The following is a 23,268-nucleotide window of genomic DNA, read 5'->3' as shown; positions in this document are numbered from 1 at the left end:
AGCAATGGAGTATCATGTTCCAGCGCTATTGGAAGAGTGCATGACCGGGCTAAACATTGATCCGGAAGGTACTTATGTAGATGTGACCTTCGGAGGAGGAGGCCACTCTAAGGCCATTTTTGACCAACTCACAACCGGAAAATTACTCGTCTTTGATCAGGATGCTGATGCAAAGGCCAACGCAAAGCCTCTGCTGGAGGACAAGCGGGATCGTTCTTTCACATTTATCGAATCCAATTTCAGGCACCTGAAAAAGTACCTGAGGTTTCACGGAGTTACGCAAGTCGACGGCATTTTGGCTGACCTGGGTGTCTCTTTTCATCAGTTTGACCAGGCGGAGCGTGGTTTTTCTACCCGTTTCGAAAGTATGCTAGACATGCGGATGGATCAACGTCAACGCAAAACGGCCATTGAAGTGATCAATGAAAGTAGTGAGGCTGATCTGATCCATTTATTGAGTGCCTACGGTGAAATTAAAAACGCCCGGACACTAGCCTCCAGGATCATCCAGGCAAGAACGGAAAACAAACTGGAGCGCACGGAGCAATTGAAAGAGGCGGCCTTACAAGTGGCACCAAAAGGAAAGGAAGTAAAATACCTGGCACAACTCTATCAGGCCATCCGAATTGAGGTGAATGATGAGATGGGAGTGGTGAAGGAATTGTTGGAGCAATCCGAGGAAGTGCTAAAGCCAGGAGGACGTTTAGTGGTGATCAGTTACCATTCCCTGGAAGACAGGCTGGTGAAAAATTTTGTGAACACGGGCAACTTCAAAGGGAAACAGGAAAAAGATTTTTATGGGAACCTGCTTAGGCCGCTCGATCCGGTCAACCGAAAGCCGATTGTGCCGACAGAGGAGGAGATAAATGTAAATAACCGATCGCGCAGTGCGAAGTTGAGAATAGCAGAAAAAAGAAATGGCAACGAACACTTATAAATTACCCAATAACGAACCTGCCGGGATTTTTTCATGGTTGGAGAAGTTTTTACGCATCGATACCACGATGGCGGAGGTGATCCACGTTCGGTTCATGCCTCAAATCCTATTCATCACACTGCTCAGTGTGGTCTACATAGGTAACCGACACCTTTCTGAAAAGAAAATCAGAAACATTACACAGCTGGAAACACAGGTCAATGATCTTCAGGCGGATTTTATTTCGCTGAAGGCAGAGTTTATGCTAGCCAGCAAACAATCTGAAGTAGCGAAACAAGCCCAGAGAATTGGATTGGTCGCTCCTAAAGAAGCACCTACTAAAGTGAGACAGATCGAAGAATGAGCATCAAGAAGTCCATATTGATTCGCGTAAGAATCTCCTTTTTGGTGGTTTTTCTATTTTCATTAGCGATTGTCTATCGATTGGCAACTGTTCAATTTGTGCAGGGTGATAAATGGAGAAAACTCGGTGATCAATTGAGCCTGAGTGTGGAAAAAATCCCGGCAACCCGAGGAAATATCTATTCCGACAATGGGAGCTTGCTAGCCACCTCCTTGCCTTATTATAAAGTGGCCATGGACCCGATGGTGGCCACAGACGAATTGATGAATCAGAAAGTTGATTCACTTTCCATCTTACTATCCCGCTTTTACAAGGACCAATCCAGGTATCAGTACAAAAAGAAAATTCTGGATGCCAGGAAACAGAAACGGCAGTATCTGGTGCTAAACCGGCGAGAGATCGGCTACCAGGAAAAGAAGATGATGGAAGATTGGCCGATCTTCAGGAAAGGCCAGCTTCGTGGAGGAATCATTTTTGAAAAGGTAGAAAAGAGAAAGCTACCTTTTTCGCGTTTAGGCTACCGTACAGTAGGACGTGTCAATGACGATAATCGAGGTACCGTAGGATTGGAGTACAGTTTCAATCGACAGCTAGCGGGAAGGGACGGAAAAGCACTTTATCAAAAGATGGTCGGTGGTGGCCAAAGACCCGTATTTGATGGTTCGGAAGTAGCGCCCGTAGATGGCCTGGACATTGAAACCACACTGAATGTCAACCTGCAGGACATCACAGAAGACGCGCTTTTGAATGCATTGACCAGGCATAAGGCGGATTATGGTGTGGCCGTACTGATGGAAGTGTCGACTGGCGAGATCAAAGCCATGTCCAACCTGTCAAGAAATAACAGTGGAAATTATTTTGAAACCTACAACTATGCCGTAGGAGGTAATGGTTCAAGGGAACCAGGTTCAACCTTCAAGCTCGCCAGCATGATTGCGCTGTTTGAGGAGAAGAACATTGCGCTTAGTGATACCGTGCATACTGGAAATGGTGTCTACCACTTTTTCGATGAAGTGATGAAGGATCATAAGCCTGGAGGTTATGGCGTGCTGACAGTGCAGGAAGTTTTCGAGAAGTCTTCCAACATCGGGACAGCCAAATTGATCAGTCACCACTTTAATAGTAATCCACAGAAATTTATCAGCTATCTGAATCAAATGGGTTTGTCTCAACCACTTGGTTTCCAAATGGTTGGAGAAGGAAAGCCTTACATTAAAACGCCAAGTGATTCTACATGGAGTGGGACCACCTTGCCGTGGATGGCGCATGGTTATGAATTGAAGATGACGCCATTACAAACCCTCACATTGTTCAATGCGGTAGCCAATGATGGAAAAATGGTGCAGCCAATAATCGTAAAATCAGTACGAAAGGCGGACAAGATCATCGAGCAGTTCGATACCAAAGTGCTGAATGATAAGATATGTTCCAAAAGTACGCTAGCCAAGGTGCGTGCCATGTTAGAAGGTGTTGTTTCACGAGGGACAGCCAAGAATATTTTCGATAGCCAATACCAGATCGCAGGTAAGACAGGTACGGCGAAGAAAGTAAAGCACGGAAAGTACGTGAATCAGTACTACACATCTTTTGCCGGTTATTTCCCGGCGGCGGAGCCACGCTACAGCTGTATTGTGGTCATTGACAATCCTAAGGGGTACAACATTTACGGAGGTGACGTGGCTGCTCCCGTGTTCAAGGACATTGTTGATAAAATCGCAGCGCTGGAAGTGGATCTGCACGATTTCATGACACCTTCACAACAAGAATTTGCTGGTGTTTTTCCAGTGATCCGATCAGGAAATCACGATGACCTTAAATACCTGTGCAATGAATTGGGAATCTCCAATCATTCGCAGGCTGCAGTGGAAAACTGGGTTCAGACCAAAGTTTCTGGGCAGGCAGTCTATTGGACACCCAATGAAGTGCAAGGACAAAAAGTACCAGACGTTCGCGGCATGACCTTACGAGACGCGTTGTTTGTGTTAGAGAATCTGGGCATTCAGGTACAGAGCAAAGGCCGTGGCCGCGTGAGTACCCAATCCTTGCTTCCCGGTACCAAAGTGAATGAAAGCACCAAAATCAAATTGACTCTTGGCTAACCTGAAAGACATATTGTACAGTGTGGGCCTCGTGGCCATTGAAGGGAACCGGGATATGGTTATCTCAGGTCTGGCTTTTGATTCACGTCAGGTGAAAGAAGGCTTCCTATTCGTTGCGATCAGAGGGTTGACTGTTGATGGACACAACTTCATTGATCAGTCTATCGCTGCAGGTGCCATTGCCATCGTCTGTGAGGAGCTACCTCAAGAGATGAAGGAAGGTGTGACCTACGTTCAGTCCAATGATAGTAGTAAAGCCCTAGGGGTAATAGCTGATAATTATTACGATCATCCTTCTACAAAGTTGAAACTGATAGGTGTCACTGGGACGAATGGGAAGACCACTACAGCGACTTTGTTATATGATTTATTTCAGCATTTAGGCTATAAAGCAGGGCTTTTGTCTACCGTGGAAAACAAGATTGATGGACTGGTTTTGCCTTCAAGCTTCACAACCCCCGACGCCCTACAACTCAATGAGTTGCTGCATGACATGGTGGAAAAGGGGGTAACACATTGCTTCATGGAAGTAAGCTCGCATGCCTTGATTCAAGGAAGGGTAGAAGCGATCGATTTTGCCGGAGGTGTATTTACCAACATCTCTCACGACCACCTGGATTACCACAAGACTTTCGATAACTATATCGCTGCAAAAAAACTGTTGTTTGATGGGTTGAGTAAGCGAGCTTTTGCACTCACCAATGTGGACGATAAGCGGGGCATGGTCATGCTACAGAATACCAGGGCCTCCAAATATACCTATGGCATTAAATCAGTAGCCGATTATAAAGGGAAGATCCTTTCGGATTCGCTGCAAGGGCTGCAACTCAACCTTGACGATAGAGAAGTATGGTGTCGATTGATCGGGAAATTCAATGCCTACAACCTGTTGGTTGCTTATGCAGTAGCTGTAGAATTAGGTGAGGACGCGGATGCGATTTTGGCAGCGCTTTCTAGTTTGGATAGTGCCAGAGGTCGATTCGAACAAGTGCCTAACGGACAAGGCGTAACAGCTATCGTGGATTATGCACATACACCAGATGCCCTGGAAAATGTATTGAACACGATTACAGGGGTTCGAACCCGAAATGAGACGTTGATCACGGTGGTAGGCTGTGGGGGAGACAGAGACAAAGAGAAGCGGCCTGAAATGGCAAGGATTGCTACAAAGTTTAGTGATAAAGTGATCCTTACGTCGGATAATCCACGAACGGAAGATCCGGAATTGATTCTTGTGGACATGATGCAGGGAGTGCCCAAATCAGAGGAGCGTAAGACGATGAAAGTGACCGATCGCAAAGAAGCAATTCGGGTGGCATGTAACCTGGCCACAGAGCAGGACATCATTCTGGTGGCGGGCAAAGGCCATGAAAATTATCAGGAGATCAATGGGGAGCGAATGCCCTTTGACGATAAAGAGATTTTGAACCAAATACTAAATGACCAATAATGCTCTATTACCTGTTTGATTTTTTGGAGCAAAAATTTGATCTGATTGGGGCAGGGGTGTTTCAGTATATCTCTTTCCGTGCGGGTATGGCGGCAATTGTCTCTTTGCTGATTACCATTTTCTTCGGGAAAACCCTGATCAAGAAACTTCAGAATTATCAGGTTGGGGAGTCCATTCGTGACCTGGGGTTGGAGGGGCAGATGGAGAAGCAAGGGACACCTACCATGGGCGGGATCATCATCATCCTTGCGATTGTATTACCCACGATCCTTTTTGCCCGGATTGGAAACGTGTACATCATTCTTTTGATCATTGCGGCACTTTGGATGGGGGTCATTGGATTCCTGGATGATTATCTGAAGATCAAGCGCAAAAACAAAGAAGGCCTGCGAGGTAAATTCAAAGTGGTCGGCCAGGTAGGCCTTGGATTATTAGTAGGGCTGGTCATGGTCTTTCATGACGATGTTGTGGTACGTGAGTTTATTGCTGATGGTTCTTTCGAGGATAAAAAAGCATTGTTGACAACCATTCCTTTTTTCAAGGATAATGAGTTTCAATACAATTGGTTACTGCCTGGATTTCTGGCGGATTATACCTGGGTATTGTACATCGGACTGATCATTTTTATTGTTACAGCAGTATCGAATGGTGCCAATATTACAGATGGAATAGACGGCCTTGCGGCTGGTACTTCAGCCATCATTGGCTTAACTCTAGCCATTTTCGCTTACCTCTCTGGAAACGCCATTTTCGCAGATTATCTCAATATCATGTACATCCCTAATTCGGGTGAGCTGGTAATCTTTTGTACCGCGTTTGTAGGTGCTTGTGTCGGTTTCCTCTGGTACAATGCTTATCCGGCGCAGGTATTCATGGGAGATACAGGGAGCTTGTCATTGGGTGGAATAATTGCTGTACTGGCTTTAGTAATCCGAAAAGAATTGTTAATCCCTATTCTATGCGGGATTTTCCTGGTAGAACTGGTATCTGTGATCGTACAGGTGTCGTGGTTCAAATACACCAAAAAGAAATACGGTGAAGGAAGGCGCGTGTTTTTGATGTCGCCATTACATCACCATTATCAAAAGAAAAAATTAGCAGAAGCCAAGATTGTGACGAGGTTTTGGATCGTAGGGATCCTGCTGGCCATTTTCACGCTGGCTACTTTGAAACTGAGATAAATGCTTAAAGAGACTTAAACGCCTGGATTATGACTTTAGATCAAATTGAAAAACAAAACCAGCGATTTCAGGATCGTGCATTGGGACTCACAGAGCTGATTCCCAAGGCTGATGTGATGGAATTTGCGACGTTACTCAAAAGGAGTGCCGGGCAGATTCATCGCTTGTTTGTCCGACTCCTCAACGCTAAAAATGAGCGCACCTTCTGGTCAGCCTTGGAGAGTTTGGAAGAGGTAATGAATGATCTGGTTTTCGAATTGGACCGATTGCATGATCTGAACAATGTGATGAAGATTCGTGCAGTGGATACTTTCATCAAATCGGGATATGATTTACTATCCATGTATTCGATTAGCAGTGATCAGGTGGTGAATCAATTCATCAAGAGCCAAAACGTAAAAGGATGACAATGAAGCTGGTCATATTAGGAGCAGGAGAAAGCGGAATCGGAGCTGCCATTCTGGGCAAACAGAAGGGGTACGATGTTTTCGTTTCTGATTTTGGTATGATCAGTGAGGAAATCAAAGCATTTTTCAACGAGGAGTCCATTGCTTTCGAAGAAGGTGGACATACTTCAGCTATTGAGGATGCGGAATTGGTGGTAAAAAGCCCTGGTATCCCCGAAAAAGTGCCAGTAGTAAGAAAATTCCTTGAAGAAGGGACGCCTGTGATCTCAGAGATTGAGTTTGCCTATCGATTTCTGGAGCAGGAAAAAGTGATTGCCATCACAGGGACCAATGGAAAGACCACTACGACTTTGTTGGCTTATCATTTGCTAAAGACTGCAGGTCTGAAAGTGGCATTAGGGGGTAATATAGGCGTAAGCTTTGCCAAATTGGTCGCGGAAGGAGGGTATGATTACTATGTGGTAGAGGTGAGTAGCTTCCAATTAGATGGGATCATTTCATTCAAGCCGGATGTGGCGGTATTGCTCAACATAACCCCAGACCACCTGGATCGATATGATCACGACTTTAACAAGTACGTCAATTCGAAATTCCGGATCACGGAGAACCTGACCAAGGACGAGTGCCTGATCTATTGCTCAGATTGCGAGCCAGTTAATGAAGAACTGGCCAAACGAAAAGTAGAAGCGTGTTTGTTTGCGGTTTCTGCCTCTAAGCAGGAAAATTCGGCTGCTTACATTGATCGGGAACATTTAAGATTTGATTTGAATTTTGCCAATTCAGGCGAGTACCATGCCATTCCACAGGCGGAAATAGCGTTGATCGGACGTCATAACATGATCAATACGATGGCAGCAGTACTCTCGGGTCTTCACTTCGATGTGAGCATTGATAAAATCCTGAAAGCGCTGAAGACATTTAAGAATGCTCCCCATCGGCTGGAAGTGGTGCGGGAGGTCAATGGAGTCCGATATATCAATGATTCTAAAGCCACCAATGTCGATGCAGTTTCCTATGCCTTGGACGGGATTAATCAACCGATCATTTGGATTGCAGGTGGGACCGACAAAGGCAACGATTATGATCCGATCGTTTCCATTGCTTCTGAGAAAGCAAAAAAACTGATTTGTATCGGAGAGGATAATACACCATTGATTAATGCTTTTGAAAGGAAGCTGGAAATTGAAGAAACCACTTCCATGAAAAAAGCAATTGCCTTAGCGTCCGAATTGGCCGAAGAAGGAGATGTGGTGTTGCTTTCACCAGCTTGTGCAAGTTTCGATCGCTTTAAGAATTATGAACACAGAGGAGATTGCTTCAAAAAAGCAGTCAACGCATTAGCAATAAAAGAAAACACGAAGGCATGAACGTGGTAAAAGATTGGGCATATCGAAACTTAAAAGGAGATCCGGTCATTTGGTTGGTCGTTTTCCTGTTGTCGTTATTCAGTATCGTGGTGGTGTACAGTGCTACGGGAAGTTTGGCGTACAAGATGATGGATGGCAACACAGAATATTACTTAATCAAACATTCTGCGTTGGTGCTAATCAGTTTGTTTGCCGTATGGCTCGCGCATAAAGTCGACTATCGATACTATGCAAAGATCTCGCGATTCTTGCTGTGGATCTCGGTTCCGCTATTGCTTTTCACCTGGTTGTTTGGAACGAACATCAATGAAGCTTCCCGATGGATCACGATCCCGATCATCAATCAGGCATTTCAGCCCTCCGATCTGGCCAAACTGGCTTTACTGATCACGCTGGCCAGTATGTTGACCAAAAAGCAGGCGGACATTGATGATTTTAAAAAGGCCATCATTCCAATGTTAGTCTGGATTGGTTTGATCTGTGGTTTGATTGCCATGACCAATTTTTCAACAGCAATTTTGCTGTTTTTCACCTGTATGCTATTGCTCTTTCTGGGAAGGGTACCCATCAGATATTTGGTCTTGTTGGTCATGATTGGTGCATTGGCGGGAACTGCTGCCATCTTCATCGGGCAGCGTGGACCGACGGTGATCAGTCGGGTAGAGAAATTCATGAATCAGGAGCAATCGTTCCAGTCACAGCAAGCCTATGTAGCAATTGCCACCGGAGGTATCTTCGGCAAAGGTCCTGGACAAAGTGACCAAAGAAATTACCTGCCACATCCATATTCAGATTTCGTGTATGCGATCATTTTGGAAGAGTATGGTTTGTTGGGAGGACTGTTCGTCCTGTTGCTTTATCTCACATTACTGTATCGTGGGATGAAAGCCACTTTTAATAGTGAACGACCCTTCGGAGGGCTGCTGTCTTCGGCACTCACGTTTGCCCTGGTGCTTCAAGCCATGGTGAATATGGGTGTAGCCGTGGGATTAGGACCAGTAACAGGTTTGCCTTTGCCCTTACTCAGTATGGGGGGTACCTCTCAGCTGTTCATGGGACTCGCACTGGGTATTGTGATCAGTGTAAGCAGGGGTAAAATCGATACAGAAGATGATAAACTGGAAAACGCAATAAGAGAGGAGGTGCCCGAAGCGGCCTAAGTCATGAGTGAAGAAAAGCGAACATATCGTTTTATGATCAGTGGCGGCGGCACCGGCGGGCACATCTATCCTGCTATTTCCATTGCCCAGGCGTTAAAGGCAACCTTGGCCAATGTCGAGATTCTTTTTGTTGGCGCAGAAGGAAGAATGGAGATGAAGAAAGTTCCGGAAGCTGGATTTAAGATAGAAGGCCTTTGGATCAGTGGGATTCAAAGAAAGATCACTGTGGACAATCTATCGCTTCCTTTCAAAGTGATTGCGAGCATCAGAAAATCCTTCCGATTGATCCGGGAATTCAATCCGGATGTAGTGATTGGGGTGGGAGGCTATGCCAGTGGGCCCCTGTTGTATGCGGCGACTCGTAGAAAGATCCCCACTTTGATCCAGGAGCAGAATTCATATGCAGGCTTGACCAATAAATGGCTTTCCAAGCGAGTCGATAAGATATGTGTGGCTTACGATGGCCTTGAAAAATACTTTCCAAAGGATAAACTGGTGTTGACTGGAAATCCGGTCCGGCTAGATATCCAGCAAGAGAATAGAGATGCGGCGTTTGGATACTTCAACTTAGATCCTAATAAGAAAACCATTTTAGCACTAGGAGGAAGTTTAGGAGCTCGGACCATCAATCAGAGCATCCTGAAACACCTGGATGCACTTAAGTCCAACGATGTGCAAGTGGTTTGGCAGACAGGCGGATTTTATCACCAGAACATTGTGGAACAATTAGATCGTGATGATTATCCAGGGATCAGAATTCATGACTTCATTCGTGAAATGCAATATGCGTACAATGTGGCGGATCTGGTCATCTCCAGAGCGGGGGCACTTTCTATTGCGGAGTTAATGATCATGGGAAAAGCGACCATATTGGTGCCTTCACCCAATGTGGCGGAAGACCACCAGACTTTAAATGCAAAAGCATTGGTGAAAAAGGAAGCTGCAGTGATGGTGAAAGATGCAGAAGCTGAAAATGAATTGATTCCGACTGCCTTGAAAACATTGCAGGACGAGGCGAAATTGGCGTCATTGAAAACACAAATAGGTGCCCTGGCGAAACCCAAGGCTGCTTATGATATCGCTAACGAAGTAATCAAAATGGCTGTATGAATTTGGCGAATATCCATAGCGTCTATTTTGTAGGGATCGGAGGGATTGGTATGAGTGCTATAGCCAGGTGGTTCAAAGAACGTGGGGCTCAAGTAGCTGGCTATGACCGGGCAGAAACGCCATTGACTAGAAAGCTGGTGGAAGAAGGGATAGCTGTTCATTATGAGGACAATACCCAATTCATTACCGAAGACTTTCAAGATAATAGCAACACGCTGGTCGTGTATACACCGGCTATACCTGAAGGACATTCAGAGCTATCTTATTTTCTCACGAACGAATTTCAGGTGAAAAAGCGTTCGGAGGTACTGGGCATCATTACCAGGGATCACTACACAGTTGCGGTAGGAGGTACCCACGGGAAGACGACTACTTCTTCTATGGTGGCACATCTGCTTGCAGGATCTGAGAAAGGTACTTCTGCCTTTGTAGGCGGAATCATGACCAACTATGCCTCTAATTTGATCATGGGTGGACCTGATTCCCCGGTAGTGGCGGAGGCTGACGAATTTGATCGTTCCTTCCTGCGGTTGTATCCCAACCATACCATACTGACTTCATTGGATCCCGATCACCTGGATATCTATGGTGACGAATCCACCATGCTACAGACATACAAAGAATTTCTCTCATTAAACCATGAAGCAAAGATTTTACTCCATATTGATACGGTTCGCCAGTTGGATGGCGAACTTGATGATCTTGATTATCAATCATTTGGTCTGGAGGGAGCGGACATTACCGCTGCCAACCTCTCAGTCCAGGATGGCTATAACTTATTTGACTACCGGGGCAAGCAGGAAATAACGGACATTCACTTACAACTTCCGGGCTACCATAATATTTCGAATGCGATTGCCGCGATTACCGTAGCACTGGACCTGGGCATGTCACCGGAAGCCGTCAAAGAAAGGATGTCTTCTTATCGTGGTGTGAAGAGAAGGTTTGAGTACATCTACCGTGGAGAAGCGGGTGTGTACATCGATGACTATGCCCATCACCCAACGGAAATTGAAGCGTTGTTAAATTCTGTACGTTTCTTGTATCCAGGCAAAAAGATAACGGCGATTTTTCAGCCTCATCTGTTCACTAGAACCCGGGATTTTCAGAAAGGATTCAGCTCCAGTCTGTCAATTGCAGATGAAGTGATCATGCTGCCGATCTATCCAGCGAGGGAGGAGCCTATACCTGGCATTACTTCACAGATCATATTTGATCAGATCACCACAGGAAAGCGAATGATGAAGAAGGCTGATTTTCCTGAAGCATTGGCCAATGAAGAGTTAGAAGTATTGGTGACGGTAGGTGCAGGTGATATTGACCAACTGGTGCCAAAAATCAAAAGGTATTTAGAAAACAAAGAAACTGTTGAGCGTTAGTTTAAAAACCATATTGACCATAAGTATTTCATGCACCCTGTTGCTGGGTTTGATCAGCTTCAGTAGTGTGAAGCATTCACGGAGAGTGATCCACGATGTGTTGATCAACATTGAACAGGAAAAAGGGAATTATTTCATTGATCAACCTGAAGTGTTAGGATTGATGAATGCTCAAAACACGGATTATGTGCTTGGGTCACGGATCGGAGATATTGATTTGAAATTGCTGGAAAGTAGGGTGGAAGCTCATGCTTTTGTGGCAGATGCGCAGATTTTCTACGATCTGAAAGGGAATATCGTGGTGAATGTCGAGCAGGCCCGACCTATTGCACGGATTTACGATCCTTATGGAGCCGATAAATACATCGACGATCGAGGACTGGTTTTGCCAATCAATGGGAAGCACACGGCAAGAGTGCCTTTGATCGAAATTGAGAAGAAAATTGACCTGAAAAATGGCATCACATCCACCGAAGAAGGGGCTGATCTCTTTGAGTTACTGCGCTTTATAGATGCGGATGAATTTTGGAAAGCACAGATCGCACATTTGGTATTTGAAGGTAGCGGAGAGATTACGATGTTGCCCCAAATCACGAAGCAAAAAATTCTCTTTGGAAAGCCCTCTGATCTCGCGAAAAAATTTAAGAAATTAGAGGTTTTTTACAAGGAAATACTTCCCAACAAGGGATGGAACACTTACTCGCTGGTTAACTTAAAATTTAAAGATCAAATTGTCTGCGAATAGGACGCTATTTGCGGACGACCTGACTGAATAATAAAGAAAATGGAAGAGGATAAAATCATAGTAGGTCTTGATATTGGTACCACCAAGATCTGCTGCATCGTCGGGCGCAAAAACGAATTCGGAAAACTGGAGATCCTGGGTATGGGGAAAGCCGTTTCCGATGGTGTGATCCGTGGCATTGTGACCAATATTGATAAGACGGTTCACGCGATTGAAAAGGCAGTTGCGCAGGCCAGTGAAATGGCCAATATTGATATCCGCGTCGTTAATGTTGGAATTGCTGGCCAACACATCAAAAGTGCGGTTTATCATGGTTCTATCACACGTGAGAGCAATGATGAGATCACGGTAGAAGATGTGAATCGACTAACAAACGACATGTATCGCATTGTGATTCCTCCGGGTAGTGAGATCATTCATGTGATGCCTCAGGACTACATCGTCGATTACGAAGATGGCATTAAAGATCCTGTAGGAATGTCAGGCGTGAAACTCGAGGCGGACTTCCATATCATCACGGCACAAACAAACGCAATTAACAACATCAATCGGTGCATCAAGCGAGCTGGACTTGAAGTAGAAAACTTGATTTTGGAGCCATTAGCTTCAAGCTTGGCGGTACTGAGTGAGGAAGAAAAAGAAGCAGGCGTTTGTCTGGTAGATATTGGAGGTGGTACGACGGATATTGCCGTCTTCTACGATAATATCATTCGCCATACAGCGGTCATCCCTTTTGGCGGTAACATCATTACTGCGGACATCAAGCAAGGCTGTATGGTGATGGAACACCAGGCCGAGCAATTGAAAACCAAGTTTGGTAGAGCCATCGGCGAAGAGGCAAATGCCAATGAAATTGTGGCCATCCCCGGATTGAGAAATCGTCCGGCAAAGGAGATTTCTGTGAAGAACCTGGCGCACATCATCGAGGCGAGAATGGAAGAGATCATAGAGATGGTTCATACCGAGATCATCACTTCTGGCTACCATAAGAAACTAGCTGCGGGAATTGTAATCACGGGAGGTGGTTCACAGTTGACCAGTATCAAGCAGCTGTTCGAGTACATGACTGGTCTTGATGCCAGAGTTGGATATCCAAATGAGCATTTGGGTAAGAGCAAAGTAGAGTCGGTCAAGAGTCCGATGTACGCTACATCTGTTGGTTTGGTGTTATCTGGATTCAAAGCATTGGACTTCAGAGAAATGCAGTACATGGAGCGCAAAGAGCGCGAAGAAGGCGTCAAGCAGCGTCGAACCAGAGAGCGTCCTGATGGTAACTTCTTCCAGAATATCCTGGAGAAGACCAAGGGTCTGCTGATTGATGACATAGACGATAAAATGGAATATTAATAGGCTTGGAGCTTAGACCAGGCCATAAACAATATTAGATCATGGGTGAAAATACATATGCATTCGACCTGCCCTCACACCACAAGTCCATTATCAAGGTAATCGGAGTAGGTGGCGGAGGTAGCAACGCCGTAAACCACATGTTCAACTCGGGCATCAAAGATGTGGAGTTCGTGGTTTGCAATACGGATAGCCAGGCGCTTCAGAGTAGCCCGGTCGCCAATAAACTTCAGATTGGGATCGACCTGACCAAAGGACTGGGAGCAGGAGCTAATCCTGAGAAAGGAAGGAACGCGGCGATTGAAAGCAAAGAAGATATCCGCGAGATGCTCTCGGAGGAGACTAAAATGGTTTTCGTGACTGCAGGAATGGGTGGAGGTACCGGAACTGGGGCGGCTCCGGTCATTGCTCAGGTTGCGAAAGAGATGGATATCTTGACCGTAGGTATCGTTACTGCGCCATTTGGTTTTGAAGGACGTAAAAAAATGAACCAGGCCAATGAAGGTATCCGGTTGCTCAAGCAGCATTGTGATACGGTCCTGGTCGTGCTCAATGACAAGATCAAAGAGATGTTCGGTAACCTGGCCATCAGTGAAGCATTTGGTAAAGCAGATAATGTGTTGACAACTGCAGCAAAAGGCATTGCTGAGATCATTACGGTTCCAGGACATGTCAATGTGGACTTTGAAGATGTGAAGACGGTCATGAAGGATGCGGGTGCAGCCGTTATGGGGTCTGCGAGAGCATCCGGAGAGAGTCGTGCTCGTAGAGCGGCAGAGATGGCGTTAAATTCACCACTGTTGAACAATCAGAACATCATGGGTGCTGAAAAGATCCTGCTTTCGATCATGTCTGGCGAAGACGCTGAGTTGCAAATGGACGAGTTGGCGGACATCACGGATTACATGCAGGATTTTGCGGGTGATGATGCAGAGGTGATCTTCGGCCATGGTGTGGACAGCTCTTTAGGTGAAAACATCAGTGTGACTGTCATCGCGACTGGCTTTGCCAGTGATGAGGACATGCAGCTCAAGATGCGAAAGCAACCAAAGATCGATAGCATGGAGCTGTTGAAAGCTGAAATACAGCAAGAGGTAGAGCTTGAGGATCGCGATGAGGTTCAGAAGAAGGTGTATGACCTTGAATCTTCACGGGAGATCAATCAGTTTACGCTATTTGATCGTCCACAAGTTCGAAAGCCTGTGCAGGATGAGAACGAATCTGAGGAAGAATTTACAGTTTCAAGAACCAGTCCATTCGAAAGACCTCCAGTGAGAGAGTCGGGATTTGATGATTTTGATTTTGAGGTAGACGACATAGAGGACGAACCTGAAGAACGTCCCGCGGAACGACCATCGTTCACCTTTGAGTTCGAGAAGCCTGAACCTCGTGATTACATGGAGGAGGAAGAAGAAGAGGAAGATGAGGTTGAGGACAATGATTTCCTGGTAGAATTAAGCAAGGATTATCAGATCGAACCAGAGTCTCAGGATGAAGACCCGGTACTCGATGAGCTATTGGATGGGCCTGCCATTCCGATTTCCCGAAAGGTTGAGTTGATGGAAGAGCGACGCCAACGTGAAGAGAAGATCGAAGAAGCTAAGAAAGCACGGCAAATGCAGGAATACATGAATGCAGAGAGTTTCAAAGAGAAGTGGGATGTGCCAGCTTATGAACGTAAGAAAGTGAAATTGAAAGAGGTGCCGCACTCTTCGGAGCGCAACATCTCGAAATTCAACTTGACTGACGACAATCAGATATTAGGGAACAACAAGTTCCTTCACGATAATGTAGACTAAGAACTACAGGTGTATATACTTGAAAAGCCGTGATGTGAGTTGCGGCTTTTTTTATGCGATTGGATCTTGGTATTTGATGACTTTTCCGGGATTCCCTACCAAAACGGCATTATCTTCTAAATCTTTATTTACTACAGCATTTGCCCCAATTATGGTGTTTTTACCAATGTTTACCCCTGGTAGGACTACAGACCCAAGACCAAGAAAGGAATAATCACCGATGTTCACGCCTCCACCAATTAGTACGCCAGGTGTTATCTGGCAATGATTTCCGATCACACAATTATGTCCAATCACAGCATTGGCGCTAATAATTGTGTTATTTCCAATAAGAGATTCTGTACCCACTACAGCAAATGCGTGGACAATGGTTCCCAATCCTATCCTTACGCCTGACATCAGCAATGATTGTTGATGTGTGGGACTAACCATCGTAAATCCATGATGCTGGAGCTCGATTGAAATGTCCGCCCGTACTTTGTTGTCCCCTATTCCTACAACCGCATTGGAAATTCCACTCTTTACCAGGGTTGAGAACATTTCTCTTCCTCCTAAAACCGAATGGTCTAGAACTTTTTCTTGTTCTTTCTGAAATTCAGAATCGATGAGAATTCCAAATATTTCTAGTTCAGACTTTGATTGAATGATACTGATAATACTTTTTGCATGTCCCCCTGCACCAAAAATTATGACTTGATCCTTTGCCACAAAAAGTATTGTGATTATGATAACCAAATGTAAATCAATTATCATAACTATTAGCCAGAAGATGCATGCTTAAAGAGTGTTGTTTTTTGTAGAAAGTAGCAAGTTAATTTGTGTTATAGATTTCCTTTTTCTTACAAGGGTGTTAGTAAGTATTAGACCTTTCGATTGTGATGGCAAACAAGGAATAGAACTCCCCAACTTTAATGCAATGAATTTAAATTCGGACATTAGTTTAGTAGATCGTGTGGTTTGAAAAGTTAGTTGGATTTCAAGAAAAAAGTCCTGATCAGGTACGTCAAAACCTTTTGATTAATGGAGATCAGCTGATTTCAAAAGTGAATGGCAGGGCCTTTCAAATGGGCACATTGGAAATTCCTTCTTTACGGGATCTTCGAAATTGTAAGGATGTTTCCGATCTTCCAAAGTCTCAATTAAAAGTGAGCGAAGGGATTGGTGATGTCCAACAATTACATACTTTGTCTATTAGTAATGGAGCTGTTTTTCAAGCTGCTTCTCAGTTCAACCTTTTGGAAATGGTGAGTCCATCTGTAACACCGGAAAGTGGAATAGATGGTTATGAGTCAGACCTTACCCAAGGACCTGCTTGCGCAATCGCCTGCGGAGCTGGAACCATTTTCAGAAACTATTTTGTGAAGATTAATGGCCAGACTGGTCAAACTCATCAACACCAAATTGATTGCCTTGACGATATCGGAAAACATTTGAATAACGAATTATTTCATCTTTGGGAGATGCAGAATGGTTATGCCATGCTCAATCAAAGTGGATTACTGCATATCAACAAAGAATTGGCAAAACTTAATGAAGCAGCGTATGAGGAGTTAAAAGGGAAGTTGAAAGTTGGTATTCAAAAAGATACGGAAGTAACCTTTCGTGATTCGGGCAAAATCGTTACTCAAATCTACTGTTCGGCTCTACCAGTAGCCTATGCTCATATCGAGTCAATTTATTGGGATCGGTTTGCGAGATTGATCTTGGAAGCAAGCTATGAAGCAACACTCTTAGCAGCCTTAGAAAACTACCAGAAAACGGACAACAACCTGGTCTTTCTTACATTGGTAGGTGGAGGGGCCTTTGGCAATGAGCCCTATTGGATTATCCAATCGCTGAAAAAGGTGCTTGATCTATTCAAACACCTTCCTCTGGATGTTCGGATTGTTAGTTATGGCCGAAGTAATTCTGCTTTGAGGTCTATTGTAGACTAAATCATTCCTCCTCCAATTCCGCAGCAACCAAAACCGTGAGCAAGGCAGCGCCTCCAACTACACCCAGTACTTTTCCTGCACCTGTGGTTCTGGAGAGTTTTACCTGATTGCCGTTCAAATCCTGGTCGTTGTATTGGGTTTCATTTACTTCAGATACCCAAAACTCGTGTTTGTAAATCGAGCGATTTTCATTGGCCTCGTCAGCGACAAATAACAGTGTTTGGAATTTTTCAACTTCAAGTGGATCAACTTTGAGGTTTTTGATTCGATAGCTGCTTATCGTCCTGACTTCTACACCCTGTGATTGCTTGAGGTCGTAATGTTCGAAATTGATGTTTCTTGTCTGATATCGGATAAAACTACCTTCCGGAATAAAGTTCATGGAAGATGTAGAGGTGATCGTGCCATTTACATCACCGACTTCAATTCCAGTGTCAAACAGATCAATTGAACTAGTCCTTGCCTCGATTACGGATTGATCATTGGCCAGCGAAAAGCTTTGACCATCCTTGATCAATGCGGATTTATTCCAGTCAACATAGATTAATTGTTTTGATAAATTGTGGACTTCAATTTCCATGGCCCCCGTTTCAGTGAAGTAATAGGCCAGTCGAATGGAGTCATTCTCATGAATGAATCCATTGTCTGTTTCGGCAATAGAGCTGTCGATATTGAGGTATTGAAAGCTGGTACAGCTACTGAGTACCAGCGACACGATAATAAGCGTTATGGCGAGTTTTTGCATGCTGTACTGACACGCAAAAACGTTGCCAAAGTGATCTGATGTTGGATTAACGGTATAAAATCTCGCATCTTACTGCTATACAAAACACGAAAGTCCATGAGGTTTTACTTTTCATTTTTTTTATCGACGATTTTATTCGGCTGTCAAATCGAACAGGAACCTGTCAGATCTATCGGAATGGGACACGTGAGAAGTGTCGCCACGACTTTTATCAGCCATCAAAATGATACACAGCAAAAACGCGATCAGATTGTATCCGTAGCAGCCTTTAACCCGGATGGTACTTTGATCGATGTGACCAATCACCTGAGTTATCCTTACGATTACTCGGAACCTTTTAAGGTAGTATTTTGGACTGAGCCAAATGGAGATGCCCTGGTACATGTCATGGATGGCTTGTTCATGGGAGGAAACTGGAACTTCCTCTATGGGAATGATTGGCCCAGGAAGTATGCGGATGTCACAGAAGAGAAGAGGCATCCTCGTTATGGGGATTTCAGTGATTCCAATTATGGTAGATTTAAGAGTACGGTCCCTTTACGGGATCAAGGACTTCCGCTTACCATCAATACGGAAGCAAGCTTTGATGCTGAAGGAAGGATTCAAAATTTCTTTAAAGGGTATGAGGAGAAGTTTGAATTTGAAGGGGTCAAGGTAACGCTGTTCGAAACAACGACGCTATATAATACCGAGTTCTTTCGATCGGTTGAAGGTGAAGAAGCTCAAGTGAAAATCAAACACCCCCAACGCAGTGTCAAGCAGGAGTATTTCGAGTACGAAGGTGAGCGATTATCAATCCATAGAATAGGAGATAAAGAATACAAATATTTCTATGAAGGAGATCGGCTGATAAGAAGTGAGTTTCATCTTCGAGGAAAGATGAGAAACCACCGTTTGTACTTCTACAACGAACAGGGACTAAAGGAGAAGACAGAAATATTCAATACATTCGGTGAGCCCGAATATACCATAGAATACCATTACGACTTTTACGAAGAAAGTTAAGTGGAGACATTATAAACAGAAGAAGCTGCCCAATTGAGCAGCTTCTTTTGATTGTGAGATATTTCTTTTGGCTTATGCCAATTTTGAGATCAAATCAGCAGCGCGGTTCGAATAACCGGCTTCATTGTCATACCATCCAACTACTTTTACCAACGTGCCAGTTGCTTTCGTCAACGCAGCATCGAAGATACAAGAGTAAGGGCTGCCAATGATGTCAACAGAGACGATAGGGTCTTCCTGATACTCCATGATGCCTTTCAAGCCAGCTTCAGAAGCCGCTTTCATTGCAGCATTGATTTCTTCTGCGGTAGCAGGTTTTGAAAGAGTAACAGTAAAATCAGTAATAGAACCAGTGATGGTAGGTACACGCATGGCGAATCCATCCAGTTTTCCTTTCACAGAAGGGATTACTTTTCCAACAGCACCTGCAGCACCCGTTGAAGTAGGTACAATAGACGCTGCTGCAGCTCTTGCTCTTCTCAAGTCTTTGTGAGGAGCATCTTGCAATCTTTGGTCAGCAGTGTAAGCGTGAACAGTAGTCATGTATCCGCTTTCGATGCCCCAATTGTCTTCCAATACCTTCACCATAGGAGCAAGGCAGTTGGTTGTACATGAAGCATTTGACAGGATGGTTTCATCACCAGTCAATTGGTCGTCATTCACTCCCAAAACAACAAAAGGGATGTCACCTTTTGCGGGAGCCGAAATGATCACTTTTTTCGCACCAGCAGTGAGGTGTTTGCCAGCGCTATCAGGGTCGGTAAAAATACCAGTTGATTCCAGTACGATATCTACGCCCAGGTCTCCCCATGGAAGGTTCGCAGGATCACGTTCCGCAGAAACTTTGATATGTTTTCCATTGATGATCAGTCCAGCGTCATCGGCTTCCACAGTTCCGGGAAATCTTCCCTGTGCCGAATCGTATTTCAATAGATGGGCTAAAGTCTTGGTGTCAGTAAGGTCATTAATGGCTACTACTTCTACATTGTCCTTTTCAAGCAATACTCGGTAGGTAATTCGGCCAATTCTTCCGAATCCATTAATGGCAACTTTAGTTTTAGACATAAGTTCTAAGGTTTAAACTGTAATCAATTGAGGTGCAAATGTATAACTAGAAACTGCTTAAACAAATTCACTTTTGATTAGGGTTTTCATCCTCTAAATAGTTAACGTTTGCACAGCATAGTCGAACCATAATGTGACACTTTGCGTTTTCATGTTTTAATATCTAAGAAACAAAATGTTAACACTTGTAAGGCCTGTCGAAAGCCGTTTGGCCGATGAAATAGAAGAGCAACTGAAAAATATGGTGGCGGCCTATGAAGTGCTGGCTAATGTGGCTACTACGCTTCCTTATCTATTAGAAAGCGGAAAAGTGATCAAAGGGAAAGAAGCCATGAATGACTTCTTATTGACGCTTGAGAAGGAATTAAATTGGAGCCGATCTATTTCTGCGGATTCCTGCTATCTCGATCCAGACGGAGGGATGGTGTGTTGATTTTTAATTGTTTGAAAACAAATTTCATTACATCTGAATGATAGTCAGATACTTGCCGAACTAAGTTGAAGTAAATCAAAAAATATTTTCAAGAATTGTTTGTAATTGTAACCTTCAATTCTATTTTTGCCCTCCCAAATAAACTGGTCCGTTCGTCTAGGGGTTAGGACGCCAGGTTTTCATCCTGGTAACAGGGGTTCGATTCCCCTACGGACTACATTATTTTTCCCCTCTCGGTTCGCTGAGAGGGGTTTTTTTATGCCTTTCGACTAAAGTGTGAAGTATGAGTGAAGTAAATTGACGCGTTTTTTCATCTATCATTAATAAGAAAAATTAATCGGATGTTTAGGCGAGAATACGGACATGACTATATTTATTTAAATTTCACGCAACTACATGTCAAAGTCCGGTCTCTCTGAAATCGATATTTGTGATAAGTACATAACTCCCGCAGTACTAGCTGCTGGCTGGGATTTACGGACTCAGATTGCCAGAGAGGTTTCATTTACTGACGGACGAATTATTGTCAGAGGGAAAACACATACACGTGGCAAGCAAAAGCGGGCGGATTATATTCTTTATTACAAGCCTAACATACCTATAGCAATCATAGAGGCCAAGGACAACAAACACAGTGTCGGCGCTGGAATGCAACAAGGTCTTGGTTACGCTGACATATTGCAAATACCCTTCGTGTTTTCCTCCAATGGTGATGCTTTTATCTATCATGATAAAACCGGACTTGAAGGATTCACCGAAGAAGAAATCACACTGGAGGAATTCCCCACTCCATCATCACTTTGGAACAAGTACCTACGTCATGTGGGCATCAGCGATCCTGAAGTTGAAAAACTCCTGGAACAAGATTACTACCAGGACGATTCGGGTAAATCTCCTCGCTACTACCAACAAAACGCCATCAACCGAACCATTGAAAACATAGCCAAGGGCAATTATAGAAATCTTTTGGTGATGGCCACGGGAACCGGTAAAACCTACACGGCTTTTCAAATCATCTGGCGCCTGTGGAAAGCCAAACGGGTAAGTCGTGTCTTGTTCTTAGCAGATCGAAATGCCTTGGTTGATCAGACCAAGAACAATGATTTCAAACCTTTGGGGAGTGAAATCATGACGAAGATTCAAAGAAGCAAAATCGACAAGTCCTATCAAATCTATTTTGCTCTCTACCAATCCCTCACCGGCGAAGAGGAGGTAAAAAACGTATTTAAGAAATTTTCACCGGACTTTTTTGATCTAATTATCATTGATGAGTGTCATCGGGGTAGCGCGCGTGAAGCCTCTGCGTGGCATGAGATTTTGACCTACTTCAGTAACGCGATTCATATTGGTCTGACGGCTACACCAAAAGAGACAAAAGACATTTCCAATATCTCATACTTTGGTGATCCAGTTTACACCTACACATTAAGACAGGGCATTGATGACGGATTCCTGGCACCATACAAAGTCATCCGCGTATCAATGGATGTAGATGAAGGTTACCGTCCCGAAAAGGGCAAGGTGGATAATAGGGGTAATGTTATTGAAGATCGTATCTACAATCTTAAAGACTTCAATAGGAATATAGTCATTGACGATAGAACGAAAAAAGTAGCGGCCAAAATCACTGAATTCTTAAGATCAACGGACCGATTTGCAAAGACCATTGTCTTCTGCGTAGACATTGAACATGCTGAAGCGATGCGGCGTGCTTTAGTCGAACTCAATTCCGATTTATATGCTGATTACTCCAACTATGTAGTACGGATCACCGGGGATAGCGAAGAAGGAAAGGTAGAGCTGGACCCCTTCATGGATGTGGAGGAGAGATTTCCGGTAATTGCTACAACCAGTAAAATGTTAACGACCGGTGTAGATACAAAGATGGTTAAGGTGATCGCATTGGATACAAATATTGGGTCAATGACGGAGTTCAAACAAATTATTGGACGGGGAACTAGAATCCGGGAGGATGAAGGTAAAGTTTACTTTAATATCATGGATTTCCGCAAGGTCACTAACATGTTTGCCGACCCTGATTTCGATGGCGACCCAGTACAGATTTATGAGCCCTCAGAGGAGGATTCTCCAGTTCCACCAGAGTTTGATGAGGAATATGATATTCAGGAGCCCGATGCAAGGGAAACTGTCATCAATCGCGGCAAAGGGCTTGATCCGACAGGAGGTGAAACAAGACCAAAATACTATGTGATGGACGTACCTGTCTCTGTTGTAAATGAGCGGGTACAGTATTATGGTGCAGACGGCAAACTGATTACCGAATCACTTAAAGACTACACAAGGAAAAATGTACAAGAAGCCTATGGAAGTTTGGATGGTTTTCTAGATAAGTGGACCCAAGAGGAGAAAAAGACCATCATCATGAACGAGATGGCGGAGATTGGCGTATTGTGGGAAGCTTTATCTGAAGAAGTTGGACAAGACCTTGATCCATTTGATTTAATCTGTCATGTGGCGTATGACCAACCTCCTTTGACCCGTAAGCAACGCGCTAGTATAGTGCGGGGGAGCAATTATTTCAGCAAGTATTCAGAACAAGCACAGGCCGTATTACAAAAGTTACTAGATAAATACGAGGTAGAGGGTATTACAACAATTGAATCGGGGGAAGTAATAAAAGTGTACCCATTGACAGAATTAGGAACACCTGTAGAAATCGTCCGGGCCTTTGGACGGAAGATTGATTTTGAATTGGCCTTGAGGGAGTTGGAAAATGAAATTTACAAAACAGCATAATATTC

20 protein-coding genes and 1 tRNA gene are annotated in these 23,268 nt (G+C 44.2%); 18 read left to right on the top strand and 3 right to left on the bottom strand.

All coding sequences use genetic code 11. The annotated features are described in order from the left end of the window. Window positions 1-4: 4 nt before the first annotated feature. The 13 genes from rsmH to ftsZ are packed head-to-tail and all read left to right on the top strand — an operon-like array spanning window position 5 to window position 15,324. Window positions 5-937 carry a 16S rRNA (cytosine(1402)-N(4))-methyltransferase RsmH gene (rsmH, locus tag R8G66_19745; protein ID MDW3194621.1) on the top strand — a complete coding sequence of 311 codons (933 nt, stop codon included), beginning with the start codon at window positions 5-7 and terminating at the stop codon, window positions 935-937. Continuing rightward, window positions 918-1,280, top strand: a complete 363-nt coding sequence (locus R8G66_19740) for an FtsL-like putative cell division protein (GenBank protein ID MDW3194620.1) — start codon at window positions 918-920, stop codon at window positions 1,278-1,280. Before rsmH ends, R8G66_19740 begins: the two co-directional genes overlap by 20 nt. Then, entirely contained in the window at window positions 1,277-3,379 is a 2,103-nt protein-coding gene (locus tag R8G66_19735; protein ID MDW3194619.1) for a penicillin-binding protein, read from the top strand. Before R8G66_19740 ends, R8G66_19735 begins: the two co-directional genes overlap by 4 nt. Then, window positions 3,372-4,829 carry a UDP-N-acetylmuramoyl-L-alanyl-D-glutamate--2,6-diaminopimelate ligase gene (locus R8G66_19730; protein MDW3194618.1) on the top strand — a complete coding sequence of 486 codons (1,458 nt, stop codon included), beginning with the start codon at window positions 3,372-3,374 and terminating at the stop codon, window positions 4,827-4,829. The genes R8G66_19735 and R8G66_19730 overlap by 8 nt, the downstream gene beginning before the upstream one ends. Further along, window positions 4,829-6,010 (top strand): phospho-N-acetylmuramoyl-pentapeptide-transferase, encoded by a 1,182-nt coding sequence (gene mraY, locus R8G66_19725; protein MDW3194617.1) that lies wholly within the window; start codon window positions 4,829-4,831, stop codon window positions 6,008-6,010. The genes R8G66_19730 and mraY overlap by 1 nt, the downstream gene beginning before the upstream one ends. Before the next feature lie 29 nt (window positions 6,011-6,039). After that, the gene (locus tag R8G66_19720) at window positions 6,040-6,417 is read left to right on the top strand and encodes a hypothetical protein (protein MDW3194616.1); all 378 of its coding nucleotides are present in this window, start codon (window positions 6,040-6,042) and stop codon (window positions 6,415-6,417) included. A 2-nt stretch (window positions 6,418-6,419) separates the two neighbouring features. Continuing rightward, window positions 6,420-7,784: a UDP-N-acetylmuramoyl-L-alanine--D-glutamate ligase gene (gene murD, locus R8G66_19715; GenBank protein ID MDW3194615.1), complete on the top strand. Its 1,365-nt coding sequence runs from the start codon at window positions 6,420-6,422 to the stop codon at window positions 7,782-7,784. Then, window positions 7,781-8,944 carry an FtsW/RodA/SpoVE family cell cycle protein gene (locus R8G66_19710; GenBank protein MDW3194614.1) on the top strand — a complete coding sequence of 388 codons (1,164 nt, stop codon included), beginning with the start codon at window positions 7,781-7,783 and terminating at the stop codon, window positions 8,942-8,944. Before murD ends, R8G66_19710 begins: the two co-directional genes overlap by 4 nt. A 3-nt stretch (window positions 8,945-8,947) precedes the next feature. Further along, entirely contained in the window at window positions 8,948-10,054 is a 1,107-nt protein-coding gene (gene murG, locus R8G66_19705; protein MDW3194613.1) for an undecaprenyldiphospho-muramoylpentapeptide beta-N-acetylglucosaminyltransferase, read from the top strand. Continuing rightward, window positions 10,051-11,433, top strand: a complete 1,383-nt coding sequence (murC, locus tag R8G66_19700) for a UDP-N-acetylmuramate--L-alanine ligase (GenBank protein MDW3194612.1) — start codon at window positions 10,051-10,053, stop codon at window positions 11,431-11,433. The genes murG and murC overlap by 4 nt, the downstream gene beginning before the upstream one ends. Next, window positions 11,423-12,178: a cell division protein FtsQ gene (locus R8G66_19695; protein ID MDW3194611.1), complete on the top strand. Its 756-nt coding sequence runs from the start codon at window positions 11,423-11,425 to the stop codon at window positions 12,176-12,178. Before murC ends, R8G66_19695 begins: the two co-directional genes overlap by 11 nt. Before the next feature lie 39 nt (window positions 12,179-12,217). Further along, on the top strand, window positions 12,218-13,525 hold the full coding sequence (gene ftsA, locus R8G66_19690; GenBank protein ID MDW3194610.1) for a cell division protein FtsA: 1,308 nt from the start codon (window positions 12,218-12,220) through the stop codon (window positions 13,523-13,525). A gap of 41 nt (window positions 13,526-13,566) precedes the next feature. Further along, window positions 13,567-15,324: a cell division protein FtsZ gene (gene ftsZ / locus R8G66_19685; GenBank protein ID MDW3194609.1), complete on the top strand. Its 1,758-nt coding sequence runs from the start codon at window positions 13,567-13,569 to the stop codon at window positions 15,322-15,324. Window positions 15,325-15,375: 51 nt separating this feature from the next. Here ftsZ and R8G66_19680 read toward each other — a convergent pair whose 3' ends face one another. After that, a complete protein-coding gene (locus tag R8G66_19680; GenBank protein ID MDW3194608.1) occupies window positions 15,376-16,077 on the bottom strand; it encodes a NeuD/PglB/VioB family sugar acetyltransferase in 702 nt (233 codons plus the stop codon). A 197-nt stretch (window positions 16,078-16,274) separates the two neighbouring features. On the opposite strand from R8G66_19680, the gene R8G66_19675 reads away from it, so the two are divergent. After that, complete coding sequence (locus R8G66_19675) at window positions 16,275-17,258, top strand: hypothetical protein (protein ID MDW3194607.1); 984 nt, start codon at window positions 16,275-16,277, stop codon at window positions 17,256-17,258. A 1-nt stretch (window position 17,259) separates the two neighbouring features. Here R8G66_19675 and R8G66_19670 read toward each other — a convergent pair whose 3' ends face one another. Beyond that, window positions 17,260-18,003 carry a hypothetical protein gene (locus R8G66_19670; GenBank protein ID MDW3194606.1) on the bottom strand — a complete coding sequence of 248 codons (744 nt, stop codon included), beginning with the start codon at window positions 18,001-18,003 and terminating at the stop codon, window positions 17,260-17,262. Window positions 18,004-18,099: 96 nt separating this feature from the next. Here R8G66_19670 and R8G66_19665 point away from each other — a divergent pair, with 96 nt between their 5' ends. After that, window positions 18,100-19,008 carry a hypothetical protein gene (locus tag R8G66_19665; GenBank protein ID MDW3194605.1) on the top strand — a complete coding sequence of 303 codons (909 nt, stop codon included), beginning with the start codon at window positions 18,100-18,102 and terminating at the stop codon, window positions 19,006-19,008. A gap of 72 nt (window positions 19,009-19,080) precedes the next feature. Here the strand turns inward: R8G66_19665 and gap are convergent, their stop codons facing one another. After that, window positions 19,081-20,073, bottom strand: coding sequence for a type I glyceraldehyde-3-phosphate dehydrogenase (gene gap, locus R8G66_19660; GenBank protein MDW3194604.1), 993 nt, complete (start codon window positions 20,071-20,073; stop codon window positions 19,081-19,083). Between the two features lie 175 nt (window positions 20,074-20,248). Between gap and R8G66_19655 the strand changes: the two genes are divergently transcribed. From R8G66_19655 to R8G66_19645, 3 genes are all read left to right on the top strand, one after another. Beyond that, complete coding sequence (locus R8G66_19655) at window positions 20,249-20,506, top strand: hypothetical protein (protein ID MDW3194603.1); 258 nt, start codon at window positions 20,249-20,251, stop codon at window positions 20,504-20,506. Between the two features lie 145 nt (window positions 20,507-20,651). Continuing rightward, window positions 20,652-20,723 (top strand) — tRNA-Glu (locus R8G66_19650). Window positions 20,724-20,902: 179 nt separating this feature from the next. Next, window positions 20,903-23,263, top strand: coding sequence for a DEAD/DEAH box helicase family protein (locus R8G66_19645; protein MDW3194602.1), 2,361 nt, complete (start codon window positions 20,903-20,905; stop codon window positions 23,261-23,263). Window positions 23,264-23,268 lie beyond the last annotated feature (5 nt).

The organism is Cytophagales bacterium, assembly GCA_033344775.1.
Taxonomy (GTDB): domain Bacteria; phylum Bacteroidota; class Bacteroidia; order Cytophagales; family Cyclobacteriaceae; genus JAWPMT01.
This window is presented reverse-complemented; position numbering and strand designations above follow the sequence as displayed.